This is a genomic window from Streptomyces thermospinosisporus (assembly GCF_039526425.1).
In the GTDB taxonomy this organism is placed as follows: domain Bacteria; phylum Actinomycetota; class Actinomycetes; order Streptomycetales; family Streptomycetaceae; genus Streptomyces; species Streptomyces thermocarboxydovorans.
Map to the genome: position 1 here is coordinate 17794 of NZ_BAAAIZ010000023.1, position 22333 is coordinate 40126.

The 22333-nt window shown below is 72.8% G+C and carries 20 protein-coding genes; 15 read left to right on the forward strand and 5 right to left on the reverse strand.

Annotated elements, in window-relative coordinates; all coding sequences use genetic code 11:
• Positions 1 to 7 precede the first annotated feature (7 nt).
• The 12 genes from ABD207_RS09880 to ABD207_RS09935 all read left to right on the forward strand — a co-directional run bounded on the left by ABD207_RS09880 (position 8) and on the right by ABD207_RS09935 (position 14593).
• The gene (locus ABD207_RS09880) at positions 8 to 652 is read left to right on the forward strand and encodes a TIGR02234 family membrane protein (RefSeq protein WP_344011681.1); all 645 of its coding nucleotides are present in this window, start codon (positions 8 to 10) and stop codon (positions 650 to 652) included.
• 106 nt (positions 653 to 758) lie between these two features.
• A complete protein-coding gene (locus ABD207_RS09885; RefSeq protein ID WP_344011683.1) occupies positions 759 to 1010 on the forward strand; it encodes an HGxxPAAW family protein in 252 nt (83 codons plus the stop codon).
• 104 nt (positions 1011 to 1114) lie between these two features.
• Positions 1115 to 1591 (forward strand): DUF2752 domain-containing protein, encoded by a 477-nt coding sequence (locus ABD207_RS09890; RefSeq protein WP_425580666.1) that lies wholly within the window; start codon positions 1115 to 1117, stop codon positions 1589 to 1591.
• 142 nt (positions 1592 to 1733) lie between these two features.
• Complete coding sequence (gene trpC, locus ABD207_RS09895; RefSeq protein WP_344011687.1) at positions 1734 to 2540, forward strand: indole-3-glycerol phosphate synthase TrpC; 807 nt, start codon at positions 1734 to 1736, stop codon at positions 2538 to 2540.
• Positions 2541 to 2561: 21 nt separating this feature from the next.
• A complete protein-coding gene (gene trpM, locus ABD207_RS09900) occupies positions 2562 to 2768 on the forward strand; it encodes a tryptophan biosynthesis modulator TrpM (RefSeq protein ID WP_344011689.1) in 207 nt (68 codons plus the stop codon).
• 81 nt (positions 2769 to 2849) lie between these two features.
• On the forward strand, positions 2850 to 4133 hold the full coding sequence (gene trpB / locus ABD207_RS09905; protein ID WP_344011691.1) for a tryptophan synthase subunit beta: 1284 nt from the start codon (positions 2850 to 2852) through the stop codon (positions 4131 to 4133).
• Positions 4130 to 4960 carry a tryptophan synthase subunit alpha gene (trpA, locus tag ABD207_RS09910; RefSeq protein WP_344011693.1) on the forward strand — a complete coding sequence of 277 codons (831 nt, stop codon included), beginning with the start codon at positions 4130 to 4132 and terminating at the stop codon, positions 4958 to 4960. Before trpB ends, trpA begins: the two co-directional genes overlap by 4 nt.
• Positions 4961 to 5065: 105 nt before the next feature.
• Positions 5066 to 5839: a DsbA family protein gene (locus ABD207_RS09915; RefSeq protein WP_344011695.1), complete on the forward strand. Its 774-nt coding sequence runs from the start codon at positions 5066 to 5068 to the stop codon at positions 5837 to 5839.
• Between the two features lie 313 nt (positions 5840 to 6152).
• On the forward strand, positions 6153 to 7154 hold the full coding sequence (gene lgt / locus ABD207_RS09920; protein ID WP_344011697.1) for a prolipoprotein diacylglyceryl transferase: 1002 nt from the start codon (positions 6153 to 6155) through the stop codon (positions 7152 to 7154).
• Between the two features lie 280 nt (positions 7155 to 7434).
• The gene (locus ABD207_RS09925; protein ID WP_344011698.1) at positions 7435 to 8166 is read left to right on the forward strand and encodes a VIT1/CCC1 transporter family protein; all 732 of its coding nucleotides are present in this window, start codon (positions 7435 to 7437) and stop codon (positions 8164 to 8166) included.
• 375 nt (positions 8167 to 8541) lie between these two features.
• Positions 8542 to 13137: a glutamate synthase large subunit gene (gene gltB, locus ABD207_RS09930; protein WP_344011755.1), complete on the forward strand. Its 4596-nt coding sequence runs from the start codon at positions 8542 to 8544 to the stop codon at positions 13135 to 13137.
• Positions 13130 to 14593 (forward strand): glutamate synthase subunit beta, encoded by a 1464-nt coding sequence (locus ABD207_RS09935; protein ID WP_344011700.1) that lies wholly within the window; start codon positions 13130 to 13132, stop codon positions 14591 to 14593. Before gltB ends, ABD207_RS09935 begins: the two co-directional genes overlap by 8 nt.
• A gap of 272 nt (positions 14594 to 14865) precedes the next feature.
• Here the strand turns inward: ABD207_RS09935 and ABD207_RS09940 are convergent, their stop codons facing one another.
• The gene (locus ABD207_RS09940; protein ID WP_344011702.1) at positions 14866 to 15813 is read right to left on the reverse strand and encodes an acyl-CoA dehydrogenase family protein; all 948 of its coding nucleotides are present in this window, start codon (positions 15811 to 15813) and stop codon (positions 14866 to 14868) included.
• Positions 15813 to 16952 (reverse strand): acyl-CoA dehydrogenase family protein, encoded by a 1140-nt coding sequence (locus ABD207_RS09945; protein WP_344011704.1) that lies wholly within the window; start codon positions 16950 to 16952, stop codon positions 15813 to 15815. Before ABD207_RS09945 ends, ABD207_RS09940 begins: the two co-directional genes overlap by 1 nt.
• Before the next feature lie 65 nt (positions 16953 to 17017).
• Between ABD207_RS09945 and ABD207_RS09950 the strand changes: the two genes are divergently transcribed.
• From ABD207_RS09950 to ABD207_RS09960, 3 genes are read left to right on the forward strand one after another with little or no spacing between them, the layout of a single operon-like run.
• Positions 17018 to 17803: an SDR family oxidoreductase gene (locus ABD207_RS09950; protein WP_344011706.1), complete on the forward strand. Its 786-nt coding sequence runs from the start codon at positions 17018 to 17020 to the stop codon at positions 17801 to 17803.
• Positions 17804 to 17824: 21 nt separating this feature from the next.
• Positions 17825 to 18436: a TetR/AcrR family transcriptional regulator gene (locus ABD207_RS09955; RefSeq protein WP_344011707.1), complete on the forward strand. Its 612-nt coding sequence runs from the start codon at positions 17825 to 17827 to the stop codon at positions 18434 to 18436.
• Positions 18437 to 18472: 36 nt separating this feature from the next.
• Entirely contained in the window at positions 18473 to 19630 is a 1158-nt protein-coding gene (locus tag ABD207_RS09960; RefSeq protein WP_344011709.1) for an acetyl-CoA C-acetyltransferase, read from the forward strand.
• 72 nt (positions 19631 to 19702) lie between these two features.
• On the opposite strand, the gene ABD207_RS09965 is transcribed toward ABD207_RS09960, so the two are convergent.
• From ABD207_RS09965 to ABD207_RS09975, 3 genes are read right to left on the reverse strand one after another with little or no spacing between them, the layout of a single operon-like run.
• Positions 19703 to 20758: an NAD(P)H-dependent flavin oxidoreductase gene (locus ABD207_RS09965; RefSeq protein WP_344011711.1), complete on the reverse strand. Its 1056-nt coding sequence runs from the start codon at positions 20756 to 20758 to the stop codon at positions 19703 to 19705.
• Positions 20743 to 21477: a CoA-transferase subunit beta gene (locus ABD207_RS09970; protein WP_344011712.1), complete on the reverse strand. Its 735-nt coding sequence runs from the start codon at positions 21475 to 21477 to the stop codon at positions 20743 to 20745. The genes ABD207_RS09965 and ABD207_RS09970 overlap by 16 nt, the downstream gene beginning before the upstream one ends.
• Positions 21474 to 22328, reverse strand: coding sequence for a CoA transferase subunit A (locus ABD207_RS09975; protein ID WP_344011756.1), 855 nt, complete (start codon positions 22326 to 22328; stop codon positions 21474 to 21476). The genes ABD207_RS09970 and ABD207_RS09975 overlap by 4 nt, the downstream gene beginning before the upstream one ends.
• Between the last annotated feature and the right edge of the window lie 5 nt (positions 22329 to 22333).

A 22333-nucleotide genomic window follows, 5' to 3' on the forward strand; every position in this document is an offset into this window, starting at 1 on the left:
GGCGATAGTGGAGGACGTGACTGCCGTACCTCACCCCCGTTCCGAAGCCGCAGGACCCGCCCGCGCGGGGCGGATCAGCCTCGCCGCCGCCCTGCTCAGCGGCGCCCTGGGCGCGGCCGTCGCCCTGCTCGCCACCCGGCAGCAGTGGTCCGAGGGCACCGCGACGGTGGCCGGCGGCGCGTTCCCGCTGACCGCCAAGGGCAGCGACGTCACCGGCGTCCCCGCCGCCCTGGCCGTGGTCGGCCTCGCCGCGCTGGTCGCCGTCTTCGCCGTCCGCCGGGCCGGGCGCGTCACCGTCGCCGCGCTGCTCGCCCTGTGCGGGGCGGGCACCGTGGTCGCGGCGCTGCTCGGCGCCTCCGACAGCTCCGCCCTCGACGAGAAGGCCGCACAGGCCTCCGGCGACACCTCCGCCACCGTCGAGGTGCTCAGCCACACGGCCTGGCCCTACGTCGCCGCCGTCGGCGGAGTGCTGCTGCTGCTCGCCGGACTCCTGGCGCTGCGCTACGGCCGCCTGTGGCCCGCCATGTCCGGCCGCTACGAGCGCGGCGGCGGCACGCCGCGCCCCCGCCGCCGGGCCGCCCCCGCCGACCCGGACCGCCCCGAGGAGATGTGGAAGGCGCTGGACAGGGGCGAGGATCCCACCGGAGCCTGACCGCGACCCGCGCGGAGTGCACCCCCGAGTACGGCACGCGTGCGCGTGCGGGACAATGAGGCCGAGCGTCCTGCTCAGACACGCACACAGCAACGAGGAGCAAGCAATGGCGGGCAGCAGCCACGGTCACACCCCGGCCGCCTGGACCGGTGTCATCATCGCCTTCATCGGTTTCTGCGTCGCGGGCGCGTTCATGGTGATGGCTCAACCGGTGGGCTTCTGGGCCGGCATGGGCATCGTGCTCCTCGGCGGCGTCGTCGGCGCCATCATGCGCTCGATGGGTCTGGGCCAGCCGAAGCACGCCCACCCCGTGCACCAGACCACCGGCGACCGCGCCGAGGCCGGCGCCGAGAGCTGACCGCACCGGGCGGCATCGGGGAACAACCGGGCGGCACCCCGGCAAGTGTCCGCCCAGGACAGGGGCGGCCGGCACACACACGGTGCCGGGACCGCCCCTGACGCATGCGGCGGGCGCGCCCCGGCCGGGGCGGGCACAATGCACGGGTGAACGCCGCCAGCAGCCCGCCCGCCACGCCCCGCCGAACCAGGGCCGCCCGGCTCGCCGTCCCCGCCGGTGTCCTCGCGGCCGTCGCCGGGGCCTTCGCCCATGTGGCGGCCGTCGACCCCAACGAGCCCGGCCACTACCCGGCCTGCCCGCTGCTGCGGCTCACCGGCCTGTACTGCCCCGGCTGCGGCGGCCTGCGCAGCGCCCACGCCGTCGCCCACGGCGATCTGCCGGCCGCCCTGCAGGCCAACGCCCCCGCCGTCCTCGGCTACGCGGCCTTCGCCGTGCTGTGGACCGTCTGGGTGGTCCGCGTCCTGCGGGACCGGCCCTTCCGGCTCGACCCGCCGCCGCTGCTGATGTGGTCCCTCGGCGCGTTGCTGCTGGTCTTCACGGTCGTCCGCAACCTGCCGTTCGGCGGCTGGCTGCACCCCTGACCGGCGCCCTTCCGTCCAGCTGGTGGGACCCGGGCCGACCGGATGCGGGGCCGGCTGCCCGCTGCGGATACCATCGCAGTGACCATCGGTTTTTGTCCGACGAACCGACCGAAGCCCGACCTTCTGGAAGGGGGCCGCTCGCGTGAGTGTGCTCGACGAGATCATCGACGGAGTCCGTGCCGACCTCGCGGAGCGGCAGGCGCGCGTCAGCCTCGACGAGCTCAAGGAACGTGCGGCGAAGGCCCCGGCGGCCAAGGACGGCGTGGCCGCCCTGCGCGGCGAGGGCGTCAAGGTCATCTGCGAGGTCAAGCGCTCCAGCCCGTCCAAGGGCGCGCTGGCCGCGATCGCCGACCCGGCCGGGCTCGCCGCCGACTACGAGGCGGGCGGCGCCGCCGTCATCTCCGTCCTCACCGAGCAGCGCCGCTTCGGCGGCTCGCTGGCCGACCTGGAGGCGGTGCGCGCACGCGTGGACATCCCCGTGCTGCGCAAGGACTTCATCGTCACCTCCTACCAGCTCTGGGAGGCGCGCGCCTACGGCGCCGACCTCGCCCTGCTGATCGTGGCCGCCCTCGAGCAGCCCGCCCTGGAGTCCCTCATCGAGCGCGCCGAGTCCATCGGCCTCACCCCGCTCGTCGAGGTGCACGACGAGGAGGAGGTCGAGCGCGCCGTGGACGCGGGCGCCAAGGTCATCGGTGTCAACGCCCGCAACCTCAAGACCCTCGAGGTCGACCGCGGCACCTTCGAGCGGGTGGCCCCCGAGATCCCGGCGCACCTCGTCAAGGTCGCCGAGTCCGGTGTGCGCGGCCCGCACGACCTGATCGCCTATGCCAACGCGGGCGCCGACGCGGTGCTCGTCGGCGAGTCCCTGGTCACCGGCAAGGACCCCAAGACGGCCGTCGCCGACCTGGTTGCCGCGGGCGAGCACCCCGCACTCCGTCACGGCCGCTGACCCCCCGCTAGGCTTGCCCCGATGTCCCTTCCGATCACCCTGGCGACCAGGGACCCGTACGCCCGCCTCGCGCGCGGCTGCCGGCCCCGTGGCTGCCGCGCGCCCGCCCGCCGGGTGCACGGCCGCCGGGTCCGCTATGTGATCGGCGACGAACCGGGGCAGGTCAACGGCATGCGATGGCAGCGGCCCGCCCGAGGGGCGCGGGGTTTCCTCGCGAGCACTTTCTGACGCATCGGCGGTCGGCCGACCGCCCCCGCCCCGCCCCCACGGCGCTTAGTGTTCTGTCACGCACTCACCGTGAGGTTTCGCATGCCCAGCAACTTCTTCATCCCCGACCCGGAGGGCCAGGTCCCCTCACCCGAGGGCTACTTCGGCGCGTTCGGCGGCAAGTTCATCCCCGAGGCCCTGGTCGCCGCGGTCGACGAGGTCGCCGTCGAGTACGACAAGGCAAAGCAGGACCCGGAGTTCGCCCGGGAACTCGACGACCTCCTGGTCAACTACACCGGCCGCCCCAGCGCCCTCACCGAGGTGCCCCGGTTCGCCGAGCACGCCGGGGGCGCCCGCGTCTTCCTCAAGCGCGAGGACCTGAACCACACCGGCAGCCACAAGATCAACAACGTGCTCGGCCAGGCCCTGCTCACCAAGCGCATGGGCAAGACCCGGGTCATCGCCGAGACCGGCGCCGGCCAGCACGGCGTCGCCACCGCCACCGCCTGCGCCCTGTTCGGCCTCGACTGCACCATCTACATGGGCGAGATCGACACCAGACGCCAGGCCCTCAACGTGGCCCGGATGCGCATGCTCGGCGCCGAGGTGGTGGCCGTGAAGTCCGGCAGCCGCACCCTGAAGGACGCCATCAACGAGGCGTTCCGCGACTGGGTCGCCAACGTCGACCACACCCACTACCTCTTCGGCACCGTCGCCGGCCCCCACCCCTTCCCGGCGATGGTCCGCGACTTCCACCGCGTCATCGGCGTCGAGGCCCGCCGCCAGCTGCTGGAGCGCACCGGGCGCCTGCCCGACGCCGCGATCGCCTGCGTCGGCGGCGGCTCCAACGCCATCGGCCTCTTCCACGCCTTCGTCCCCGACACCCAGGTGCGCCTGATCGGCTGCGAGCCCGCGGGCCACGGCATCGAGACCGGGGAGCACGCGGCCACCCTGACCGCCGGCGAGCCCGGCATCCTGCACGGCTCGCGCTCCTACGTCCTCCAGGACGACGAGGGCCAGATCACCGAGCCCTACTCCATCTCGGCCGGCCTGGACTACCCCGGCATCGGCCCCGAGCACGCCTACCTCAAGGACACCGGCCGCGGCGAGTACCGCGCGGTCACCGACGACGCCGCGATGCAGGCCCTGCGGCTGCTGTCGCGCACCGAGGGCATCATCCCGGCCATCGAGAGCGCCCACGCGCTGGCCGGCGCCCTGGAGGTCGGCAAGGAGCTGGGCAGGGACGGGCTGATCGTGGTCAACCTCTCCGGCCGCGGCGACAAGGACATGGACACCGCCGCCCGCTACTTCGGCCTGTACGACACCGACGCGGAGGTCGCCGAGGACGCCTCCGGCACCGCCGAGATCGAGGAGGACGCCAAGTGAGCGGGAACCTGCAGCTGCTGGCCGACACCCTCGCGGCGGCCAAGAGCGAGGGCCGCGCCGCCCTCATCGCCTACCTCCCGGCCGGCTTCCCGACCGTGGACGGCGGCATCGAGGCGGTCAAGGCCGTCCTGGACAGCGGCGCCGACGTGGTCGAGGTGGGCCTGCCGCACAGCGACCCGGTGCTCGACGGGCCGGTCATCCAGACCGCCGACGACATCGCGCTGCGCGGCGGTGTGAAGATCGCCGACGTGATGCGCACGGTGCGCGAGGCGCACACCGCCACCGGCAAGCCGGTCCTGGTCATGACCTACTGGAACCCCATCGACCGCTACGGCGTGGAGCGCTTCACCGCCGAGCTGGCCGAGGCGGGCGGCGCGGGCTGCATCCTGCCCGACCTGCCGGTGCAGGAGTCCGCACTGTGGCGGGAGCACGCCGAGAAGCACAACCTGGCGACCGTGTTCGTGGTGGCGCCCAGCAGCAAGGACGCCCGGCTCGCCGAGATCACCGCGGCGGGCAGCGGCTTCGTCTACGCGGCCTCCCTGATGGGCGTCACCGGCACCCGTGAGTCGGTCAGCTCGCAGGCCGAGGACCTGGTGCGGCGCACCCGGGCCACCGGCACCGGCCTGCCGGTCTGCGTGGGCCTCGGCGTCTCCAACGCGGCCCAGGCCGCCGAGGTGGCGGGCTTCGCCGACGGGGTGATCGTCGGCTCGGCCTTCGTCAAGCGGATGCTGGACGCCCGCGACGAGGCCGCCGGCCTCGCCGCGGTCCGCGAGCTCGCCGCCGACCTGGCCGAGGGCGTGCGCGGACGGGCGCCGCAGGCCGGATAGCCGCCGTCGGCCGCGGGCAACCGCAGCCAGTCGTACGGGTCCCTCGTAAGGGTGGACCTGGGGCCGGGGAGGCGCGGTGCGCCTCCCCGGTTCGTTCTGCGGGGTGTGAGCGAGAAGAACCGTGACGGAAAGCGCACCGCCCGGGAGCGGCTGGCGATCGAGCGTGAGAAGCAGAAGGCCGCCGAGAAGCGGCGCCGCACCCTGATCGTGGGTGCGAGCGTGGCCTGTGTCCTGGGCCTCGCGGCGGTGATCGGCGTGGTCGCCGCCAACGCCGGCAAGGACGACGGCAGTGACTCCGCGGGCCCGGTCGTGGCGCCCTCGGGCGCCCTCGGCGAGGACGCGCTCGCCATCCCGGTCGGCAAGGAGGGCGCCAAGTCCACGCTCACGGTGTGGGAGGACTTCCGCTGCCCGGCCTGCAAGTCCTTCGAACTGGCCTACCGCCCCACCCTCCACGAGCTGACCGAGTCCGGTGACCTCCAGATCGAGTACCACCTGGTCACCCTCATCGACGGCAATCTGGGCGGCACCGGCTCCCGCAACGCCGCCAACGCCGCAGCCTGCGCCCAGGACGCGGGCAAGTTCGCCGCGTACCACGACGTGCTCTTCGACAACCAGCCGCCCGAGACGGACGACGCCTTCTCCGACAACGCCAGGCTGATCGAGCTGGCCGGCAAGGTGCGCGGCCTCGACACGCCCGCCTTCCGCTCCTGTGTGGAGGACGGCAAGCACGACAGCTGGGTCGTGAAGTCCAACGACGCCTTCCAGAAGGGCGGCTTCTCGGGCACCCCGACCGTGCTGTTCGACGGCAAGAACATCTACGAGGACCGCTCGATGACCCCGGAGAAGCTGAAGAAGATGGTGCAGGAGGCGAACCGCTAGGGCCCGTCTTTCGGATCTTGTCGCTTCTGGTGACGGTGCCCTTTCAGTTGACCCGAGCGGGGTCTGGTGCATGCAGCTGCAAGGCGGAGGAGGGCGCCGACGCGTTGGGGGTCCCTCCCGCGCGAGCGCAGCCGAGCGTGGGGGAGTCGGCAACCGACGACAACGCCGCAGATGCGCGTGCCGGACCCCGCGACCCGCGGCAAGATCCGAAAGACAGGCACTGGATGCGCGAGGGCGGCACCGGCCCTGTTATGGAGCCGTAGCCGGGCTGCCTGCCGTGTGCCGGGTCCGGCACGGTAGCGTCGACCTTGCCATGGAACTTGCCTACATTCCCAGCCCGTCGAGCGGGGTGCTGTACCTCGGCCCCGTTCCGCTGCGCGGCTACGCGTTCTGCATCATCATCGGCGTCTTCGTAGCCGTCTGGCTCGGCAACAAGCGCTGGATCGCCCGGGGCGGACGGGCCGGCACGGTCGCCGACATCGCTGTCTGGGCCGTCCCGTTCGGCCTGATCGGCGGAAGGCTCTACCACGTCGTCACGGACTACGAGCTGTACTTCAGCGAGGGCCGCAACTGGGTGGACGCCTTCAAGATCTGGGAGGGCGGTCTCGGCATCTGGGGCGCGATCGCGCTCGGCGCGCTGGGCGCCTGGATCGGCTGCCGGCGCCGGGGCATCCCGCTGCCCGCCTACGCCGACGCCGTCGCGCCGGGCATCGCCCTGGCGCAAGCGCTCGGACGCTGGGGCAACTGGTTCAACCAGGAGCTCTACGGGCGGGCCACCGATCTGCCGTGGGCGCTGGAGATCACCTCCTCCGCGGACGGGCGGGTGCCCGGCACCTACCACCCGACGTTCCTGTACGAGTCGCTGTGGTGCGTCGGCGTCGCGCTGCTGGTGATCTGGGCCGACCGCAGGTTCCGGCTGGGGCACGGGCGGGCGTTCGCGCTGTATGTGGCCGCGTACTGCGCGGGCCGGTTCTGGATCGAGTACATGCGGGTCGACGAGGCCCACCACATCCTCGGTCTGCGGCTGAACAACTGGACGTCCATCCTGGTGTTCCTGCTGGCGGTGCTCTACATCGTGGTGTCCGCCAGGAAGCGGCCCGGCCGCGAGGAGGTCGTGGAACCCGGCGCCGCCGGCTCCCCGGGCTCCGCGGGCGAGGGCGAGGAGGCCGCCGGGGACGCCGACGGCGAGGTGTCGCTGCGCAAGAGCGAGGACAGCAAGGTCACTGCCGCTGCCGCTGCCGCGGACGCGGACGCGGAGGAGGACGAGGCCGAGGCCGCCGACAAGGACGGGGCGGGGTCGGCCAAGAAGCGCTGACGCCGGCCGTCCGCCGTACGCACGCGCGAGGGCGCCCGGAGACTCTCCGGGCGCCCTCGGTGTGTCTGCGGGCGGCCACGTCACCCGTGCCCGGCGTCACCCGGCCGGCGTGCTGTCGAGGTGCTGTGCGAGAGTTCATGCGGTGATCCGCAACGGCAAAACCGCAGGTTAGCCCAGCCTTTCCTTGCTGGCGGCGGGCCCGCCGGAAGCGTAGATTGGGGGTCGTCGAAAAGTAGAACTCGTCCAAAAAAGGGGCGACCCGACGACTCTGGGGGACCGTATGGCCATCATCGAGACCGAAGCCGTCCTGCACGACGCCCACCGCGACAACCACACGCACCGGGACGTCAACGGCGGCTGGCTGCGGCCCGCGGTGTTCGGCGCCATGGACGGCCTGGTCTCCAACCTCGCCCTGATGACCGGCGTCGCCGGCGGCTCGGTGAGCCAGCAGACCGTGGTGCTCAGCGGCCTCGCCGGGCTCGCGGCCGGCGCCTTCTCCATGGCCGCCGGCGAGTACACCTCCGTCGCCTCCCAGCGCGAGCTGGTCGAGGCCGAGCTGGACGTCGAGCGCCGTGAGCTGCACCGCCACCCCAAGGACGAGGAGGCCGAGCTCGCCGCGCTCTACCAGGCCCGCGGGGTCGAGCCCGAGCTGGCCCGCGAGGTGGCCCGGCAGCTGTCCAAGGACCCCGAGCAGGCGCTGGAGATCCACGCCCGCGAGGAGCTGGGCATAGACCCCGGCGACCTGCCGTCGCCCTCCGTCGCCGCCCTGTCCAGCTTCGGCTCCTTCGCGCTGGGCGCCCTGCTGCCCGTGCTGCCCTATCTGCTCGGCGCGAGCAGCATCTGGCCGGCCGTGGCGGTGGCGCTGCTCGGACTGTTCCTGTGCGGTGCCGTGGTGGCCAAGGTGACGGCGCGGACCTGGTGGTTCAGCGGGCTGCGGCAGCTCGCCCTCGGCGGGGCCGCGGCCGGTGTGACGTACGCCCTGGGCTCGCTGTTCGGAACGGCCGTAGGATGATCGCGCCCGGTACTATGCGAGAGCGCGCATAGATTTTCATTACTCGTTGGTTTCGGCCGCGTGACGACTGGGCATGAGCCGTAAGCACTGCGGGCAATGAGGCCCGGCAGTGCGACCGTGGAGCGGGCGACGAAGCCCTCTCCGCGCCCCGGGCCGGCGGACATGGATCTGTCCCGCTCGGTCCCCACGACTTCCACCGCCAGGCGCGCAACCCTGCCGCGACCCCCCGGCGGTGTCCGCATGCTGGAATGGGATATCCCGGTTCCCGAGAACCAGTCCATCATGTAACCTGCGTGAAATTTCGCATCCCAACGCAGAGGGCCAACGTCGTCCCTCGGCACCTGCACATGCCACATGACGACGACGGGAGAGCCGATGCGTACGCCGCGCCAGCCGTCCCAGCACTCCGTGAATGGCCAGAACTGGTCCTTCATGGATGCTCGCCCTGCTGCGCAGGGTATGTACGACCCCCGCAACGAGCACGACGCCTGCGGCGTCGGCTTCGTCGCCACCCTCACCGGCGAGGCGTCCCACACCCTGGTCGAGCAGGCCCTGACCGTCCTGCGCAATCTCGAGCACCGCGGAGCCACCGGCTCCGAGCCGGACTCCGGTGACGGTGCCGGCATCCTCTCCCAGGTCCCGGACGCCTTCTTCCGCGAGGTGGCCGGATTCGAGCTGCCCGAGGCCGGCGCCTACGCCGTCGGCATCGCCTTCCTGCCCACCGAGGGCACCGACGAGGCCGTCGCCCGGATCGAGGCGATCGCCGGCGAGGAGGACCTGAACGTCCTCGGCTGGCGCGAGGTCCCGGTCGCGCCCGACCTGCTCGGCGCCACCGCCCGCTCCACCATGCCGGTCTTCCGCCAGCTCTTCGTCGCCGACGGACAGAGCAAGGGCATCGACCTCGACCGCAAGGCCTTCGTGCTGCGCAAGCGCGCCGAGCGCGAGGTGAACGTCTACTTCCCCTCGCTGTCCGCGCGGACCATCGTCTACAAGGGCATGCTGACCACCGGCCAGCTCGAGCCGTTCTTCCCGGACCTGTCCGACCGCCGCTTCGGCACCGCGATCGCCCTGGTCCACTCCCGGTTCTCCACCAACACCTTCCCGTCGTGGCCGCTGGCGCACCCCTACCGGTTCGTGGCGCACAACGGTGAGATCAACACCGTCAAGGGCAACCGCAACTGGATGCGCGCCCGCGAGTCCCAGCTGATGTCCGACCTGTTCGGCACCGGCAAGGACCTGGAGCGGATCTTCCCGGTCTGCACGCCCGACGCCTCCGACTCCGCGTCCTTCGACGAGGTGCTGGAGCTGCTGCACCTCGGCGGGCGCTCGCTGCCGCACTCCGTGCTGATGATGATCCCGGAGGCGTGGGAGAACCACGAGTCCATGGACCCGGCCCGGCGCGCCTTCTACCAGTACCACTCCACGATGATGGAGCCCTGGGACGGCCCGGCCTGCGTCACCTTCACCGACGGCACCCAGGTCGGCGCCGTGCTCGACCGCAACGGTCTGCGCCCCGGCCGCTACTGGGTCACCGACGACGGCCTGGTCGTCCTCGGCTCCGAGGTCGGCGTCCTCGACATCGACCCGGCCAAGGTCGTCCGCAAGGGCCGCCTGCAGCCCGGCCGGATGTTCCTCGTCGACACCGCCGAGCACCGCATCATCGAGGACGACGAGATCAAGGCCCAGCTGGCCGCCGAGCACCCGTACCAGGAGTGGCTCGAGGCCGGCGAGATCGAGCTGTCGGACCTGCCCGAGCGCGAGCACATCGTGCACACCCACGCCTCGGTCACCCGCCGCCAGCAGACCTTCGGCTACACCGAGGAGGAGCTGCGCGTCATCCTGGCGCCGATGGCCAAGACCGGTGCCGAGCCGATCGGTTCCATGGGCACCGACTCGCCGATCGCCGCGCTCAGCGAGCGCCCGCGGCTGCTGTTCGACTACTTCACCCAGCTGTTCGCGCAGGTCACCAACCCGCCGCTGGACGCGATCCGCGAGGAGCTGGTCACCTCGCTGCGCAGCTCGCTGGGCCCCGAGGGCAACCTGCTGGAGCCGACGGCCGCCTCCTGTCGCAGCGTGGTGCTGCCCTTCCCGGTCATCGACAACGACGAGCTGGCCAAGCTCATCCACATCAACGCCGACGGCGACATGCCCGGCTTCAAGGCCGCGACCCTCTCCGGCCTGTACCGGGTGCACGGCGGCGGCGAGGCGCTCGCCGCGCGCATCGAGGAGATCTGCGCCGAGGCCGACGCCGCCATCGAGAACGGCGCCCGTCTGATCGTGCTGTCCGACCGGCACTCGGACGCCGAGCACGCGCCGATCCCCTCGCTGCTGCTCACCGCGGCCGTCCACCACCACCTCATCCGCACCAAGCAGCGCACCCAGGTGGGCCTGCTGGTCGAGGCCGGTGACGTCCGCGAGGTCCACCACGTCGCCCTGCTCATCGGCTACGGCGCCGCCGCCGTCAACCCGTACCTGGCGATGGAGTCCGTCGAGGACCTGGTCCGGGCCGGCACCTTCCTGCCCGGCATCGAGCCGGAGAAGGCCATCCGCAACCTGATCCACGCCCTCGGCAAGGGCGTGCTGAAGGTCATGTCCAAGATGGGCATCTCCACCGTCGCCTCCTACCGCGGCGCCCAGGTCTTCGAGGCCGTCGGTCTCGACGAGGCCTTCGTGGACAAGTACTTCAACGGCACCGCCACCAAGATCGGCGGCGTGGGCATCGACGTCATCGCCAAGGAGGTCGCCGCCCGCCACGCCAAGGCCTACCCGGCCTCCGGCATCGCCCCGGCGCACCGCGCCCTGGAGATCGGCGGCGAGTACCAGTGGCGCCGCGAGGGCGAGCCGCACCTGTTCGACCCGGAGACGGTCTTCCGCCTGCAGCACTCCACGCGCACCGGCCGCTACGACATCTTCAAGAAGTACACCGAGCGCGTGAACGAGCAGTCCGAGCGGCTGATGACGCTCCGCGGGCTCTTCGGCTTCAAGAGCGACCGCAAGCCCGTGCCGATCGAGGAGGTCGAGCCGGTCTCCGAGATCGTCAAGCGGTTCTCCACCGGCGCCATGTCGTACGGCTCCATCTCCCAGGAGGCGCACGAGACCCTCGCCATCGCCATGAACCGGCTGGGCGGCAAGTCCAACACCGGTGAGGGCGGCGAGGACCCGGAGCGCCTGTACGACCCGGAGCGCCGCTCGGCCATCAAGCAGGTCGCCTCCGGCCGCTTCGGCGTGACCAGCGAGTACCTGGTCAACTCCGACGACATCCAGATCAAGATGGCCCAGGGCGCCAAGCCCGGCGAGGGCGGCCAGCTGCCCGGCCACAAGGTCTACCCGTGGGTGGCCAAGACCCGGCACTCCACGCCGGGCGTGGGGCTGATCTCCCCGCCGCCGCACCACGACATCTACTCCATCGAGGACCTCGCCCAGCTGATCCACGACCTGAAGAACGCCAACCCCCAGGCGCGCATTCACGTCAAGCTGGTCTCCGAGGTCGGCGTCGGCACCGTCGCCGCGGGCGTCTCCAAGGCCCACGCGGACGTGGTGCTGATCTCCGGCCACGACGGCGGCACCGGCGCCTCGCCGCTGACCTCGCTGAAGCACGCCGGCGGCCCCTGGGAGCTGGGCCTGGCCGAGACGCAGCAGACGCTGCTGCTCAACGGCCTGCGCGACCGGATCGTGGTGCAGACCGACGGCCAGCTCAAGACCGGCCGTGACGTGGTCGTCGCCGCGCTGCTCGGCGCCGAGGAGTTCGGCTTCGCGACCGCGCCGCTGGTCGTCTCCGGCTGCGTGATGATGCGCGTCTGCCACCTGGACACCTGCCCGGTCGGCATCGCCACCCAGAACCCGGTGCTGCGCGACCGCTTCTCCGGCAAGGCCGAGTACGTGGTGAACTTCTTCGAGTTCATCGCGCAGGAGGTCCGCGAGCTCCTCGCCGAGCTGGGCTTCCGCTCCATCGACGAGGCGGTCGGCCACGCCGAGGTCCTCGACGTCACCCGCGCGGTGAACCACTGGAAGGCCCAGGGCCTGGACCTGGCCCCGCTGTTCCACGTGCCCGAGCTGCCCGAGGGCGCCGCCCGGCACCAGGTCGTCCCGCAGGACCACGGTCTGGAGAAGGCGCTCGACAACGAGCTGATCAAGCTCGCCGCCGACGCGCTCTCCGCCTCCGGTGCCGAGCAGGCCCAGCCGGTGCGCGCCCAGGTGCCCATCCGCAACATCAACCGCACCGTCGGCACCATGCTCGGCCACGAGGTGACCAAGAAGTTCGGCGGCGCGGGCCTGCCCGACGACACCATCGACATCACCTTCACCGGCTCCGCCGGCCAGTCGTTCGGCGCCTTCATCCCGCGCGGTGTCACGCTGCGCCTGGAGGGCGACGCCAACGACTACGTCGGCAAGGGCCTGTCCGGCGGCCGGATCATCGTCCGGCCGGACCGCAGCGCCGACCACCTCGCCGAATACAGCGTCATCGCGGGCAATACCCTCGCCTACGGCGCCACCGGCGGCGAGATGTTCCTGCGCGGCAAGGTCGGCGAACGCTTCTGCGTGCGCAACTCCGGCGCGCTGGTCGTCTCCGAGGGCGTGGGCGACCACGGCTGCGAGTACATGACCGGCGGTCACGCGGTCGTCCTCGGCGAGACCGGGCGCAACTTCGCGGCCGGCATGTCCGGCGGCATCGCGTACGTGATCGACCTCGACCGGGACAACGTCAACGCCGGCAACCTGGACGCCGTCGAGGCGCTGGACGAGGCCGACAAGCAGTGGCTGCACGACGTCGTCCGCCGTCACCAGGAGGAGACCGGATCCACCGTCGCCGAGAAGCTCCTGGCCGAGTGGGACACGGCGGTCGAGCGCTTCAGCAAGATCATCCCCAAGACGTACAAGGCAGTGCTCGCCGCCAAGGACGCCGCCGAGCGAGCCGGTCTCTCCGAGTCCGAGACCCACGAGAAGATGATGGAGGCGGCGATCAATGGCTGACCCGAAGGGCTTTCTGAAGCACGGCCGCGAGGTCGCCAAGTCCCGTCCGGTCGAGGAGCGCGTCAAGGACTGGAACGAGGTCTACGTCCCCGGCTCCCTGCTGCCGATCATCAGCAAGCAGGCCAGCCGGTGCATGGACTGCGGCATCCCGTTCTGTCACAACGGCTGCCCGCTCGGGAACCTCATCCCCGAGTGGAACGACTACGCCTACCGCGAGGACTGGCAGGCCGCGTCCGAGCGGCTGCACGCCACCAACAACTTCCCGGAGTTCACCGGGCGGCTGTGCCCCGCTCCGTGCGAGTCGGCGTGCGTGCTCGGCATCAACCAGCCGCCGGTCACCATCAAGAACGTCGAGGTCTCGATCATCGACAAGGCGTGGGAGTCCGGCAACGTCGCGCCGCAGATCCCCGAGCGCCTGTCCGGCAAGACCGTCGCGGTCGTCGGCTCCGGCCCGGCCGGTCTGGCCGCCGCCCAGCAGCTGACCCGGGCCGGCCACACGGTCGCCGTCTACGAGCGCGCGGACCGCATCGGGGGCCTCCTCCGGTACGGCATCCCCGAGTTCAAGATGGAGAAGCGGCACATCAACCGGCGTATCGAGCAGATGCGGGCGGAGGGCACCAAGTTCCGCACCGGCATCGAGATCGGCCGGGACATCCCGGCGACCGACCTGCGCAAGCGGTACGACGCCGTGGTCCTCGCCGTCGGTGCCACCACCCCGCGGGACCTGCCGGTGCCGGGCCGCGAGCTCAAGGGCATCTACCAGGCCATGGAGTACCTGCCGCTGGCCAACAAGGTGCAGGAGGGCGACTACGTCACCTCGCCGGTCTCGGCCGAGGGCAAGCACGTCGTGGTGATCGGCGGCGGTGACACCGGCGCCGACTGTGTGGGCACCGCCCACCGCCAGGGCGCGGCGTCCGTCACCCAGCTGGAGATCATGCCCCGCCCGAACGACGAGCGGGACCCGGTCACCCAGCCGTGGCCGACCTTCCCCATGCTCTACAAGGTCACCAGCGCCCACGAGGAGGGCGGCGAGCGGGTCTACTCCGTCTCCACCACCCACTTCGAGGGCGACGAGGACGGCAACGTCCAGTGGCTGCACATGACCGAGGTGGAGTTCGTCGACGGCAAGCTCCAGCAGAAGCCGGGCACCGAGCGCAAGATCCCGGCCCAGCTGGTCACGCTGGCCATGGGCTTCACCGGCACGGACCGGGAGAACGGCCTGGTCGAGCAGTTCGGCCTGGAGCTGGACGAGCGGGGCAACATCGCCCGCGACGCCGACTTCCAGACCAATGTGCCCGGCGTGTTCGTCGCCGGTGACGCGGGCCGCGGCCAGTCGCTCATCGTCTGGGCGATCGCCGAGGGCCGGTCCGCCGCACGGGCCTGCGACCGGTACCTGACCGGGGCCAGCGACCTGCCGGCGCCGATCCGCCCGACCGACCGGGCCCTGGCGGTCTGACGGTCCTGGCGGTCTGACGGTCCTGGCGGTCTGACGGTCCTGTCGGGCCGGCACCCGCACAACCTCCATGAACGTCCCGCACAAAGGCGTGCGGAACACTGACGGCGCCTGCCTCCCGTCCCCGACCGGACACTGGGCAGGCGCCGTCGCACGTCCGGAGGCGCTACGGCCGGGGTGGCAGCCGCCGTTGGCGACTCGGCCGGAGAAAGTCAGCGCCGTCGGCAACCCGGCCGGAGAAAGTCAGCCGCTGTCGGCGACCCGACCTGAGCACGTCAGCCGCAGTCGGCGACCAGGGCCCGGCACTCCTGCGGGGTACCCCACGCCGTGCGCAGGGCGCGGGACTTGGTGAACCACAGGGACAGGTCGTACTCCGCCGTGTAGCCGATCGCGCCGTGCAGCTGGAGCGCCGTGCGGGCCGTGCCGTACGCCGCCTCGCAGGCGGCAGCCTTCGCCGCGGCCACGTCCGCCGGGTCCATCGTCAGGGCCGCCCCGAGGACCAGCGGGCGGGCGAAGTGCAGCGCGATCGCGGCGTCCGCCAGCCGGTGCTTGACCGCCTGGAAGGAACCCACCGGCACACCGAACTGGGTGCGCTGCCGGACGTAGGCGACGGTCCGGTCAAGGAGCGCGAGGCCCACTCCCAGCGCTTGCGCCGCCGTGGCCAGGCGGGCCCAGGTGACGGCCAGGGGCAGCGGCGGCGCGGTGGTGAGCAGCTCGCCGCCGGGGGAGAGGCGGGTGAGCCGGCGCGCCGGGTCGAGGCCGGGGCGGACGGGACCGTGCCCGGGAGCCAGGCGCAGGCCCTCGGCGGACCAGGTGAGGCGGATCGCCGCGGCGTCTCCGTCCAGGGCGTACTCGCCCTCCGGTGCCGCCGTCGCCATCGCCTCGCCGGTCAGCAGCGCCGGCAACAGGCGCTCCACGGGCTCCGGTCCGGTGAGCAGGACGGCCGCCACCACCGTCTCCACCAGCGGACCCGGCATCGCATGCCGGCCCAGCTCCACGAAGGCGACGGCCAGATCGGCGGGCCGCCGGCCCAGCCCGCCGTACTCCTCCGGCACCGCGAGCCCGAACACCCCCGCCTCCGCGAGGCGGACCCACAGCTTGCGGCCGCCCTCCCGCTCGCCGCGGCTCCAGTCCCGTATCACCGCCGGGGCGCCGGCCGCGGTGAGCAGGGCGTCCAGCGAGGCGGCGAAGGCGCGTTGCTCCGGGTCGGGGAGGAAACGCATCAGCGGCGTCCCTTCGGCAGGCCGAGCAGCCGCTCGGCGATGATGTCGCGCTGGATCTCGTTGGTGCCCGCGTAGACGGGGCCGGCCAGGGCGAAGACGTACCGCTCGGCCCACTCGCCGTCCGCGAACTCACCTCCCGCGCCCAGCAGATCGAGCGCCGTCTCCTGCACGGCGAGGTCGTACTCGGACCAGAACACCTTGTTCAGGCTGGCCTCGGGGCCCACCCGCTCCCCGCCCAGGAGCCGGGAGGCGGTGGCATACCCGGCGAGCTGATGGGCGCGGGCGCCGATCAGCGCGTCGGCCACCCGCGGCCGGGCCCAGGAGGGGCTGCCGTGCGAGCGCCACAGCTCCCGCAGGGCCCGCGCGGCGGCGAGATAGCGGCCGGGGGAGCGCAGCATCAGGCCGCGCTCGTTGCCCGCGGTGGACATCGCGATCCGCCAGCCCTCGCCCGGTGCGCCGATCACGTCCCGGTCCGGCACGAACACGCCGTCCAGGATCAGCTCCGCGAAGGCCGGCCGGCCGTCCAGGCGGGCGATCGGACGCACCGTCACCCCCGGTGCGCGCAGGCCGAACATCAGGTGCACGAGGCCCAGATGGGGTCGCGCGGCGTCCGGATCGCTGCGGAACAGCCCGAAGGCGGCGTCGGCGAAGGCCGCCCGCGACGACCAGGTCTTGTGCCCGTGCAGCAGCCAGCCGCCGTCGGTGCGCACCGCCCGGGAGCGCAGCGCGGCCAGGTCCGAGCCCGCCTCCGGTTCCGACCAGGCCTGGGCCCAGACCACCTCGCCTCGCGCCATCGGCGGCAGCACCCGCGCCCGCTGCTCCGGCGTGCCGTGGTCGAAGAGGGCGGGGGCCAGCAGGCTGATGCCGTTCTGGCCGACCCGGCCCGGCGCGCCCGCCGCCCAGTACTCCTCCTCGAAGATCAGCCAGCGGATCAGGTCCGCGTCCCGCCCGCCGCAGGCGGCCGGCCAGTGCACCACCGACCAGCGGCCGGCGGCCAGTTCGGCCTCCCAGGCACGGTGCGCCTCGAACCCCTCCTCGGTCTCCAGCGAGGGCAGCGGGCGGTCCGGCACATGCGCGCGCAGCCAGCTGCGGGCCTCGGCCCGGAAGGCGTCCTCGGCATCGGTGAAGGCGAGGTCCATCGGCACCTCCGTGCCCGCGTCACGAGACCTTCCCTAACAAGTGTTTGGCAGGCTAGCGTGCCCGTATGACAGGCGTCGAGAGCCCCGCGTACGTCCCCGGCCACGCGCTGCTCACCGGCCGCACGGCCGTGATCACAGCCGCCGCGGGCGCCGGCATCGGCGGTGCCACCGCGCGGCGCTTCCTGGAGGAGGGCGCCCGGGTGCTGATCAGCGACGCGCACGCCCGGCGGCTGAAGGAGCAGGAGCGCGAGCTGGGCCGCGACTTCCCCGAGGCGGTGGCGGCGACCGTCTGCGACGTCACCGACGAGACCCAGGTGGGGGCGCTGTTCGACACCGCCGTCCGGCTGTACGGGCGGCTCGACATCGTGGTCAACAACGCGGGCCTCGGCGGCACCGCGCACCTCGTCGACATGACGGATGAGCAGTGGACCAGGGTGCTGGACGTGACGCTGAACGGCACCTTCCGCTGCATCCGCGCGGCCCTGCGCCGGATGCGCGAGGGCTCCGGCGGCGTGATCGTCAACAACGCCTCCGTGGTGGGCTGGCGCGCCCAGGCCGGCCAGGCCCACTACGCCGCCGCCAAGGCGGGGGTGATGGCGCTGACCCGGTGCGCCGCGGTGGAGGCGGCGGAGTACGGGGTGCGGGTCAACGCGGTCGCGCCGAGCCTCGCCCTGCACCCGCACCTGGCCAGGGTGACGACGCCCGGACTGCTGGAGGAGCTCACCGCGCGGGAGGCCTTCGGGCGGGCCGCCGAGCCGTGGGAGGTGGCCAATGTGATCGTGTTCCTGGCCTCCGGCTACTCCTCCTACATGACGGGCGAGACCGTCTCCGTCAGCAGCAGGCACCCCTAGGCGGCCACCACAATGGAGGGTGTGCCGACCAAGAAGAATTCCCAGGTGACCGCGGCTCCCGCGCGGCGCGGTGAGCTCCTGGCCACCGCCGCCGAGGTGTTCGCCGAGCAGGGCTACAAAGCCACCACCGTCCGCAGGATCGCCGACCACGCGGGCATGCTCGCGGGCAGCCTCTACTACCACTTCGACTCCAAGGAGTCGATGCTGGAGGAGATCCTGCGCACTTTCCTCGACGAGCTCTGGGACGGCTACGACGCCGTGCTCAAGGCCGGCCTGGGTCCCAGAGAGACGTTGGAGGCCCTGGTCACCGAGTCGTTCCGGGAGATCGACCGGCACCGCGCCGCCGTCGCCATCTACCAGAAGGAGTCCAGGCAGCTGGCCGGGCAGGAGCGGTTCGCCTTCCTCGCCGAGTCGCAGCGCAGATTCGAGAAGACCTGGCTCGAAACGCTGGAACGCGGGGTCGCCGAGGGTGTCTTCCGCGACGACCTCGACGTCCGGCTGACCTACCGGTTCGTGCGCGACACGGTGTGGGTCGCCGCCTCCTGGTACCGGCCGGGTGGACAGCACAGCCCCGAGGAGATCGCCCGGCAGTACCTGTCGATGCTCCTGGACGGCATCGCCGTACGCGAATAGCCCTTCCAGTCAGTCTTCCAGCCAGAGGGAGTTGCCATGGCCGAGGCCTGCATCGTCGAAGCGCTCCGCACGCCCGTCGGGCGGCGCGGGGGAGGACTGAGCGAGGTCCATCCGGCCGATCTCGGCGCGCATGTGCTGCGGGAGCTGGTGGCGCGCGCCGGGGTCGATCCGGCGGCCGTGGAGGACGTGGTCTTCGGCTGCCTGGACGCGGTGGGGCCGCAGGCCGGGGACATCGCCCGGACCTGCTGGCTGGCCGCCGGGCTGCCCGAGCAGGTGCCGGGCGTGACGGTGGACCGGCAGTGCGGCTCCTCGCAGCAGGCGGTGCACTTCGCCGCCCAGGCGGTGCTCTCCGGCACCCAGGACCTGGTCGTCGCGGGCGGCGTGCAGAACATGTCGCAGATCCCGATCGCGTACGCCACCCGGCAGGCCGCGGAGCCGCTGGGCCTGACCCAGGGGCCGTTCGCCGGGAGCACCGGCTGGCGGGCCCGCTACGGGGACCGGCCGGTCAACCAGTTCGCCGGCGCCGAGATGATCGCCGCACAGTGGGGGATCAGCCGGCGGGCTCAGGAGGAGTACGCGCTGCGCTCGCACCAGCGGGCGGTGCGCGCCGCCGACGAGGGGCGCTTCGCCCGGGAGATCGTGCCCTACGGGGCCATGACGGCCGACGAGGGCCCGCGCCGGGACACCTCGCTGGAGAAGATGGCCGCGCTGAAGCCGGTCCTCGACGGCGGCACCGTCACCGCGGCCTGCTCCTCCCAGGTCTCCGACGGCGCGGCCGCCCTGCTGCTGGCCTCCGAGCGGGCGGTCGCCGAGCACGGGCTCACCCCGCGGGCCCGGGTGCACCACCTCTCGGTGCGCGGGGAGGACCCCATCCGCATGCTCACCGCCCCCATCCCGGCCACCGCCCACGCCCTGAAGAAGACCGGGCTCACCCTCGACGACATCGACCTGGTGGAGATCAACGAGGCCTTCGCACCGGTCGTCCTGGCCTGGCTGAAGGAGACCGGGGCGGACCCGGACAAGGTCAACGTCAACGGCGGCGCCATCGCCCTGGGCCACCCGCTGGGCGCGACGGGCGCCCGGCTGATGACCACCCTCCTGCACGAACTGGAACGCACCGGCGGCCGCTACGGCCTGCAGACCATGTGCGAGGGCGGCGGGCAGGCCAATGTGACCATCATCGAACGCGTTTGAGCGGGGGTCGGCCCACTCAGCCATGTGCGCGCACCCTCGGCGCTGCGGGCTACCTCGCCGGCGAGGGCAGGCTCAGGGGAGTTTGCCCGCCTGCAGCGCGCCGAGGATTTCGTCGGCCTCCGTCATGATCCGTTCCACCAGCTCCGTGCAGGACGGGAGATCCTCGATCACCCCGGCGACCTGCCCCGCCGCCATCACGCCGGTGTCCGGGCGGCCGTCCACCATCGCCGCCCGCAGCAGCATCGGGGTGTTCGCCGCCCGCAGCACCTGGCTCCAGGTCAGGTCCTTGCCCCGGCGCAGGGACCGGCCCTCGCGCAGCATCCGCAGCCACCCCGTGCCCGACAGCCTCCGGTAGGCGGCCGCGCTGCGCAGGGCGCCCAGCAGCGTGCCCGCGCGGCCGGAGCGCTCCAGGGCGGTGACCAGCTCCGTGCGCAGCATGCGGTGCGGCAGGCCGTCGACCGCCGTGGTGACGGTGACATCGGCCGCCGTCGCCGCCAGATAGCGCGCCTTCACCGCGTCCGGGACCGTGGAGTCGGAGGTCAGCAGGAACCGCGTTCCCATCGCCACGCCCGCCGCCCCGTACGCCAGCGCCGCGACCAGGCCCCGCCCGTCGAAGAACCCGCCCGCCGCCACCACCGGGATCCGCACCGCGTCCACCACCTGCGGCAGCAGCACCGTCGTCGCCACCCGGCCGGTGTGCCCGCCGCCCTCCGCGCCCTGCACGATCACCGCGTCCGCGCCCCAGGCCGCGACCTTCTCGGCGTGACGCCGGGCCCCCACGGTCGGGATCACCACGACCCCGGCCTCCTTCAGCTCCGCGACGAGCCCGGGGTCCGGCGCCAGGGCGAAGGAGGCGACCCGGACGCCCTCCTCGATCAGGATGCGCACCCGGTCGCCCGCGTCCGCCGCGTCCGCCCGCAGATTGACTCCGAACGGCGCCCGCGTCCGGGACCTGACCTCCCGTATGGCCTCGCGCAGCCGGTCCGGCGTCATCGTCGCGGAGGCGAGGATGCCGAGCGCCCCCGCGTTCGCCGTCGCGGACACCAGCCGGGGCCCGGACACCCAGCCCATGCCGGTCTGCACGATCGGGTGCCGGACCCCGGTCAGCCGGGTCAGCGCGGTCTCCACCAGCGGGCCACCTCCCGCTCGCGGGCGCCCGGCGGATCGAGCACGGTACGGATCAACTCCAGTTCGTGCGCCGTCGGTTCACGGGTGCACGGCACCTCGTCCGGGACGGCGAGCGGGAACCCGGTCGCCGCCCGCACCTCCGCCACCGTCACCCCCGGATGCAGCGCGGCCAGCCGCAGCGAGCGGTCGGGGGTGGCGAAGTCCAGGACGGCGAGGTCGGTGACCACCCGGTCGAGGTGGTGGTAGCGGGCGCCGCCGGCCCGGTCGTGGCCGACCCCGCACACCATGTCGACCCGCTCCACGAACACCCGCCTCGAGTGCCGGGGCACCCAGTAACTGGTCCGGTTGTTCAGCGTGTTGACCGGCGCCCCGCGCACCCCGAGGAGTTGCCGCCGGGGCCGCGCCCAGTCGCCGATGCAGGAGATGTTCTGGTTGCCGTACCGGTCGAGCTGGCTCGCGCCCATCATCACGTGCCGCCGGCCGCCGGTGACCAGGTCCAGATGACGCCGGTACGGCAGCCAGCCCTCCACCGTGCCGTCGGCGCCGACCAGCAGCGCCTCGCCGTCGGTCAGCAGCAGCTCCGGCGCGAAGGCCAGCCGGGCCAGCCGGGCGCCCAGGGAGGGGATGACGCCCATGGGGGCGGCCAGGATCTCCCCGGCACCGCGCCAGACCTCGGCGCAGGCGACGACGCAGTACTCGGCCCGGCTGACCGCCGTCATGGGTGCTCCTCCTCCCCGTGCCACGCGGCGACGGCCTCCTGGTAGGCCCGCTCGTCCCCGGCCAGGAACCGCCCCGCGAACGCCGCCCAGCCCGTCGCGGCGTAGTACCGCTGAAAGGCCTCGTCCCGGCCGTAGTCCGGCGTGCAGGAGGTGAAGTGCGCCCCGTTGGGCGCCTCCACGACCCCGGCCACCCGGTGCCGGGGGACCAGCAGTGTCTGCGGCGGCGCGTCCTTGGTCAGCTCGGCCGTCTCCACGATCCGCTCGCAGGAGACGTACGCGGTCTCCGCCGCCGCGCAGAACAGGTCGTCGAAGTACGGGTCCGGGCCCAGGTACTGGCCGTTGCCCGCCCGGTCCGCCCGGTTGAGGTGCACCAGGGCCGCGTCCAGGCGCAGCGCCGGCATCGCCACCAGGGTCTCCCGGTCGTCGTACGGCGAGGTGACCGTCCGCAGGCCGGGGTTCACCCGCATCACGTCCGAGCCCAGCCCCGCCCGCACGGGCAGGAACGGCAGCCGGTGCGCCGCCGCGCGCAGCCCGCTCAGCAGCATCGCCTCGTCGATCTCCGTCAGTTCGAGGGTGCCGCGCTCGCGGGCGGCCCGGTAGTGCGGTTCCAGCGGGACGGAGTCGAGGGTGACGAACGCCGTGACCAGCCGCCGGATCCGGCCGGCCGCGGCCAGCAGGCCCACGTCCGGGCCGCCGCAGGAGACCACCGTCAGGTCCCCGATGTCCGAGCGCAGCAACGCCCGCACCAGCGCCATCGGTTTGCGGCGCGAGCCCCAGCCGCCGATGCCCAGCGTCATCCCGCTGGACAGCCGGGCGACCACCGCGTCGGCGGTCGTCGTCTTGTCCGCCACGGCCG